9 protein-coding genes are annotated in these 6901 nt (G+C 48.8%); 1 reads left to right on the forward strand and 8 read right to left on the reverse strand.

Annotated elements, in window-relative coordinates; translation table 11 throughout:
* From DBO31_RS03065 to DBO31_RS03095, 7 genes are all read right to left on the reverse strand, one after another.
* Nucleotides 1–869 (reverse strand): amino acid permease (locus DBO31_RS03065; protein ID WP_150824415.1); only part of this gene is annotated, 869 nt, incomplete at its 3' end.
* Nucleotides 870–916: 47 nt separating this feature from the next.
* Nucleotides 917–2155: a lactate racemase domain-containing protein gene (locus DBO31_RS03070; protein WP_150824416.1), complete on the reverse strand. Its 1239-nt coding sequence runs from the start codon at nucleotides 2153–2155 to the stop codon at nucleotides 917–919.
* A gap of 82 nt (nucleotides 2156–2237) precedes the next feature.
* On the reverse strand, nucleotides 2238–2834 hold the full coding sequence (locus DBO31_RS03075; protein WP_150824417.1) for a hypothetical protein: 597 nt from the start codon (nucleotides 2832–2834) through the stop codon (nucleotides 2238–2240).
* On the reverse strand, nucleotides 2834–3337 hold the full coding sequence (locus tag DBO31_RS03080) for a molybdopterin-binding protein (protein WP_059075428.1): 504 nt from the start codon (nucleotides 3335–3337) through the stop codon (nucleotides 2834–2836). The genes DBO31_RS03075 and DBO31_RS03080 overlap by 1 nt, the downstream gene beginning before the upstream one ends.
* Nucleotides 3330–3692 (reverse strand): hypothetical protein, encoded by a 363-nt coding sequence (locus DBO31_RS03085; RefSeq protein ID WP_059075429.1) that lies wholly within the window; start codon nucleotides 3690–3692, stop codon nucleotides 3330–3332. Before DBO31_RS03085 ends, DBO31_RS03080 begins: the two co-directional genes overlap by 8 nt.
* A 19-nt stretch (nucleotides 3693–3711) precedes the next feature.
* Entirely contained in the window at nucleotides 3712–4716 is a 1005-nt protein-coding gene (locus tag DBO31_RS03090; RefSeq protein ID WP_113855607.1) for a hypothetical protein, read from the reverse strand.
* Between the two features lie 15 nt (nucleotides 4717–4731).
* Nucleotides 4732–5115, reverse strand: a complete 384-nt coding sequence (locus DBO31_RS03095; protein ID WP_059075431.1) for a hypothetical protein — start codon at nucleotides 5113–5115, stop codon at nucleotides 4732–4734.
* Nucleotides 5116–5367: 252 nt separating this feature from the next.
* Between DBO31_RS03095 and DBO31_RS03100 the strand changes: the two genes are divergently transcribed.
* Nucleotides 5368–6033: a GntR family transcriptional regulator gene (locus DBO31_RS03100; protein WP_150824418.1), complete on the forward strand. Its 666-nt coding sequence runs from the start codon at nucleotides 5368–5370 to the stop codon at nucleotides 6031–6033.
* Nucleotides 6034–6093: 60 nt separating this feature from the next.
* On the opposite strand, the gene DBO31_RS03105 is transcribed toward DBO31_RS03100, so the two are convergent.
* A partial coding sequence (locus tag DBO31_RS03105) for a carboxynorspermidine decarboxylase (protein WP_150824419.1) occupies nucleotides 6094–6901 on the reverse strand: 808 nt, incomplete at its 5' end.

The raw sequence follows: 6901 nt of genomic DNA on the forward strand, positions 1-6901 counted from the left end.
ACATAGAGATACCGTGTCCAGTCAGCAGAATGGACGATATCGTGAAGGAGATACAGCATGGGGATGCTTTCTTTTGTAATATGAGGCATGCCAGCGGCAAACAAGATGGTGCAGAGCATCGTACCGCCACCGCAGAGAACAGCCGTACCGAGAGCGGCCAGGAAGGTATCTTTCTTGCTCCGGATGGTTACCAGGCAGGACGGAACAGCCGCATTGGCACCACAGGTAAAGAGAATGATCGACGAGAAAACAATGACCCAGGCATAGCCCGTCGTAAGGCCATAATCAGCAGCGGTCGAACCGGATTCAATGAATTGGTCTGCAGCCGGCCAACAGATGCCGATACTGATGAAGAAAATGAAAATAATGATGGCAATAATCAAAATAGTCAGGGTGTTGCCCAGTTTCATGACCAGATTCGCGCCTTTCAACGTAAAACCAATCATGAAAACGCCAAAGAGAAGGGTCCCGACCATATTAGGAATACCAAAGGTCTGTTCCAGAATAATAGCGGCACCAGAAATCATACCGGCGGCTACGAGGAAAATCTGAACCATGGAGAAAATATCTTTAAATATTCCCAGTACCTGCCGTACAGCCGGATTTTTATAAATCATATCGGATTGTTCGCGATAATCTTTTGGTTTGTATATCCGGTTGAATTCAAAGGTCAGCCAGCACCAGACAAAAGTAAGGATTCCGACGAGGAGTGGTCCCCAGATGACGCCTGCCGAACCGGCTTTCAGATAATAGGCAACGGTCTGCGTCCCTGCGGCAAACCCCGGCCCTACATAACTACTGAACATGAGTGCCGCAATGGATAACGCCCCTACGACATTAACTTTCGAAATCTGTTTCCCATCATTCATGATATGACACCTCCAGTGAATAGATGAATCAGGTCACTCTACATTCGTTACACATCGAGTATGCCGTCCGGTGTGTATGCAACAGGCACATCTTGTTCCAAAACTTCCAGTTCCGGATTTTCTTTCACTACCTGAGCCGAGACCAACAACTCCTGTACGTGAAGCGTGTTTTCTATGATTGCAATGCGTCCATCCGGTCCGGGATTGGCCAGCGCATAAGCCTGGCTGATTGCTTCTTCTTCCGTGTCGAAATATACAGGAATCTTCCCCCGTTCAAGATACGTCGTAGGAATGAGGTTGGAATACATAGACTCCCGGTCAATCTGGCTGACCAGACCTTTCGTCGTAATATCAGCCAGGCCGATGCCTAACGCATTTCCATAGGAATGTTCATTCATGCGCAGAGCAACGAGCATATGAATATCCGGACTCGTCGGTTCTTCTACGCCACGAACGCGGATGCGGCCGATGACTTTAGTATCCATCCCGGTCCCGCTGTAAATCTTACCTATTTCCTTTACGACAACCAGATCATACTGACTTCCCGGCAGATGTGGCACGAGGCTGCGGGCCAGAAGCTGGAGTTTTGCATCGGTTTCGATATACGTTTCTACAGGCACACCCTGGAGGAGGTATGTCTGATCATTGGAATTTTCGACGATAGCCAGACCGCAGAGAATGGGGGCTTTCTCCAGCGATACCTTGCAGGACTGGGCAATAGACTGGGCCAGTCCATGGGCATGCATGGCCGAGCAGCCGTCTTTTTTGCCCAGGCCGATGGCAATCATTTTTACGATGCCGCTTTCATTGGGTGCCGAAAAATCAGTATGCGGTTTAACCCGGTTGCAGACAATGATGCCATCCGATTCATAGGCATTCTTGTCAAAATATACGGGCGCACCATTTTCCGTTTCTCCCAGATATACTGTTTCCATGGATGAACGGATAGGGCAGTCCATCGTTTCTTCTGTAATGCCATATCCTTTCAATACATCGATCTGCCCCTGGGCCGTTGCACCACCGTGGCTCCCCATGGCAGGAACAATGAAGGGATGGCCTCCCTTTGTCTTGACATAGTCAGCGATGCTGCGGATGATAGTCGCAATATTGGCAATTCCCCGACTGCCAGCCGTAATGGCAATCTGTTTATCGCGCAGTTTATCATTCAGCGTCAGTTTATCCAGTTCCTGCCGCACAGCAACCGGAATATCACTGATGCAATCTGTTGGAAAATGCTGCCGTACCCGTATGAGATGAGGCAGTTCCTGCTTTTTCAAATCTAACATGTCACGTTTCATCTCTCTTTCTTCACGATCATCACGAACAATTTGTCTTGCATACGTTCTTTTTAAATCATACCGTTGTTATTTAAATCTCTATGTTGTTATTTGATAAACAAATCTGTTCTTCTTTTTGTCCATCGCCACCGACAAGGATTCCCTCTCCTCCACTGCCATCGGTAACATATAAATAAGTAACAACTTTTTGCTGTTTTAAATACGCCCGTATTTCATCGCAGGTATACTGTTTACCCGGATATTCCAGAAATTCCCGTACTTTCCAGGCTGCCTGCCGACTTCCCTGCAACAGAAGTCCCGGACCTCCGGGATACGACAGACACCAGACCTGAGGAAGGATTTCCACCATATGTTCGTCAATGGCATGAACTTCTCCTCCCAGCGATCCGATAATGCCGCCTGTCCGCGGTCCATTATGCCAGGCCGCTATATTAGCAGCCGCCGCCACGACGGAAACGGGGCAGAGCCAGGTTACATAGTCTGCCAGGTACTGATCGAGTGCTACCGGGTCCGTAATACACCGCACGTCTTTCCCTCTATACGCTGTCAGCTTCCGCCTGAAATGCTCATCAAGGCCCTCCAGGTCCCCTGCCCTGCACCAGATGCCAACAGCTGCCGGCATCTGATACAGACAGGTCTGATACAGACGTACCCTGTAATCATTCATCAGGGGTACTGCTTTCTCACAGCCTCCGCCATGGCTGCGTTGATCCTTTCCAAATCGTCTGACGCGGCGTTTTTCACAAATGCTTCAATCGCTGCGCTGGCTTCGACAAACGGACCTGGCAGGTTTAAAACCAGCGCATCCCCCAATCGGCCACAGACGAGGCAGCTCCACAAATGTCCGTTCTTGCCAAAGAGCTGCCGGCTGGCACTGGGCGATAACATCGCTTCCAACGCCGTATGAGTAAAATCTTTTCCCAGTGTAGAACTGTAGCGGTGTCCGCCACCGCTTCCCCCGATGAGAACGACCAGATCCGATGCGGCAGCTGCCTTGCGGATAGCCTGTTCTATTTTATCTTCTTCATCCGTTACCGGTGCGATGCGGGTAATCTGCATTTCCGGATTGTAGCGCACCAGCTGTTGTACGACGGCCGCGCTGTCCGTATCAAAGACGATACCCGCTTTGATTTCGTCACCCGTAGGAATAATCGTCGCCGTATCAATCATGATGGAGCCACCTTTCCCGGGCACAGTAGTCATGATCCCGCTGAGGAATGTGATTGATATCGACAGGCACAATTTTTTCTGCCCCTGCCAGTTTGGCAAGTTCTGTCGCTGTGACCCCTTCTGTCGTTGAGATAGCCTGGATCAGGCCATGTTCATCTTTCTCTATTTGTTCCGGATCGATGCCGTATATATCCATATCGATAGATGAACCGGTAACGCCGATGACCCGGACGACAGAATGGAATTTATCCATCAGGATTTTTTCCAGCGCCCGCGTATCCAGTCCCTTGACATCGAGGCCCTGCACTTTGACGACTGTTTTATCCGTATAGACAATAATATTTTCATCAGCCATGGCAAATCCCCTGTTTCTATCAGATTTCTTTTTCTACCAGCAGATCATCTGCATGATACTTCTTGGCCTGTTCCACACCCGGCAGGATTTCATCGGCGTGAGCGATGACTTCCTCTGCCGTCATATGGGAGGTCTGTTTCATCCATTCGCGCGTGCAGCCGACACTGTCCAGTTCAGCCTGAGCAGCCGGTGTGATGCGGTCGAAATCAATAGGAGTCCCCATAGCACGGGCAATGGACAGAACAACAGGCGAGCAGCCGATATCCCGGGCCGGTACACAGCCGCACTGGAGAGCACGGATGGTCAGGCGGGCAATGACTTTCTTATCGCAGACGATGCAGGGAATGTACTGTTTCAGCGTCTTGGCATAGGCACCGGAGCCATGAGCCGTATCGCCGGCTTCAAACTGAGGATGAGGGAATACACGGCCATACATTTCTGCAACGGTCATGCCGATACCGACCGAAATGACCTGGCCGGTCATGCCTACGAGGACATCGCCGTGATGCATGCATTCGAGCTGGCCCAGAATCGGGAACAGGACTTCATCCATAGTGATGATATTCATCATTTCTGTTGCCGAATTATTATTGGACGCCCGGCCGGTAATGACGACGTTATGGACAGGAATCTTCTTATCTTTCGGATTCGGCCCGCGGAACATCTTCTTTTCAGGGAACAATTTCTTCCACTGTTTCAGATGGGGTTCTTTTTCTACGAGTTCATCGGAGAGAATGATTTCCTGCATGGGCAGGATGCCGAATTCATTATTAACTTTACCATTATCGGAGGCCCCCATGCGGACGATGGCCCCTTCGACGACAATGCCGTCACTAGTAGTCGTCACAGCATCCATATCAAATACATTGATAGCTGCCGGTCCCTGAATGGTAGCTGCTACTTTGCGGATAGCATCATCCTGGGAAAGACCACTTTTTTCAATTTCCTTGACATCGAGAAATACGACCGATACAGGTATAATCTTATCATCTATATCCCCGCCGGGAAGAACTCTATATTTCATGATGTATGCGCCTCCTTAGTGCAGACCCAGTTTTGGTCTTCTGTCTTCAATATCCGTACAACCGTCAAATTCCGTTTCTTCCGTCGGATGGATAATATTGATGACTTCCATAATAATCTTGGTCGTCTTGCCGTTTTCATCTTTGCCCTTAATGAGAACCGTATGCATCGTTTCAGGGACACGGGGCAGAACCAGAACTTCTACATGCTTGACATCATCCCGTCCGGCGATTTCATGGACTGCTTCTTCAATACGGCCCGTACGCAGCGACTGCATCTTGGCGCTGTGAAGACTTTCCAGACCATGGACTTCCATCGTCTTTGTGTCGTCCACATCGTGGACAGCAACATACATTTTTTTAATAAATTCCGGGAGTTTTGTGTGCATGAACCTGAACATAATACTCTCTCCTCTCTAAAATAATATTCTAGAATTTATAATTTACGCACATCCGGTATACCGATATACCGGTATACCGGTATACTATTATTATAATCGCTCATATATGTTTGTCAATAATAGTTATATTGCTAAAATATCATTGCTGGTTATTTTATTATACAAAATAGTTTTAACCGTCCTATTGGAATTACTTTGCCAGTAAGTATATAATAAATATAGTATCTGTAAAAAACAAAAGGATGTGATGTCATGCAATCACGTAAATCATTACAAGATAAAGCTTATGAATATTTAAAAGCCCAGATTATGGACGGAGCCTTTGAAAAGGGAAAAATCTATTCTCTGGCAGCCATCACAGCCTCATTGAATATGTCGCGCACGCCGGTCCGCGATGCGCTTCTCAGCCTCAGTCAGGAAAACCTCGTCGATGTCCTTCCCAGCCGGGGATTCCAGCTCCACGAAGTGACCCGCCGGGAAATCATCGAACTCTACCAGCTGCGCTGTGCCATCGAGGGGTATTGTGCCGCTTTCCTGGCCTCCTGCTATGCTGCAGATCCATCCCGTAGTGAAATAGCCATGCTCGATAAAAATTTGAAACTCCAGGAAAAGGCCGTATACGACCATCAGTCAGCCGATAAATATTGTATCCTTGATATAGAATTCCATAATATCATCATTTCTTCGACAAAGAACAAACATTTTTACCATATCATCAAAAACAACCGCGTCCGCAGCAGTGATTTCTCTCTCGTTTCCCTGCGTAAAGAAGGCGTCATAGAGCGGACCCTGAAAGAACACAAGGCCATCTACGAAGCCTTGTGCACCGGCGATCCCGTCCTGAGTCAGGAAAAGATGATACTCCATCTGGATACGCCATTGCAAAACAACCTGTCCAGCAAATTGCTAACAGACTGAACGCACAAAAAAACTTGCCGCACAACGGTAAAAATCGTTGTGCGGCAAGTTTTTTTGTTTCTATTTTCCCAGACGATAGCGGAAATCGTCATAACCGAAATGGCATAACTCTTCTATCGTGCCCGTTTCATGGCGAACGTAGAGGTCCGGAAGAGGCATACCATTGAATGTATTAGTTTTACAAGTTGTATAAATAGCCATGTCACCGAAAAGGAGCAAATCACCTGCTTCAAGAGGCTTATCGAAGCTGTAATCTCCTATGACATCACCAGACAGGCAGGTCGGCCCGCCCAGACGATACGTATAAGGACGCGCGCCGGCTTCTCCGCTTCCAAACAGTGGCGGCCGGTATGGCATTTCCAGTACGTCCGGCATATGGCAGGCCGCGCTGGTATCGACAATGGCAATCTTCGTATTGCCATTGGTCAGCACATCCAGCACACGCGTTGCCAGATAGCCTGCATGAAGGGCACAGGCTTCTCCCGGTTCGAGATAGACCTGGACATTCCACTTTTTTTGCGCCGTGCGGATACAGTCTTCGAGAAGATTTATCTGGTATCCGGGACGGGTAATGTGATGACCGCCACCCATGTTGAGCCACTTCATCTGGGGCAGGATATCACCGAATGTCGTCTCTACGGCTTTCAGGGTCGTAGCCAGATCATCCGCATCCTGTTCACACAATGTATGGAAATGGAGGCCGTCGAGGAGCGCTTTCCCCTCGTCGGTCATCATGGCGTTCCACTGCTCCCGTGTCGTTCCCAGCCGGCTGCCGGGAGCACAGGGGTCATAAATATCATGCCCGTCCTGAGTAGACCATTCAGGATTAATCCTGAGGCCGATGCTCCGGCCTGCTACTTTTGCCTGA

Source organism: Megasphaera sp. DJF_B143, assembly GCF_900320625.1.
Classification (GTDB): domain Bacteria; phylum Bacillota; class Negativicutes; order Veillonellales; family Megasphaeraceae; genus Megasphaera; species Megasphaera hexanoica.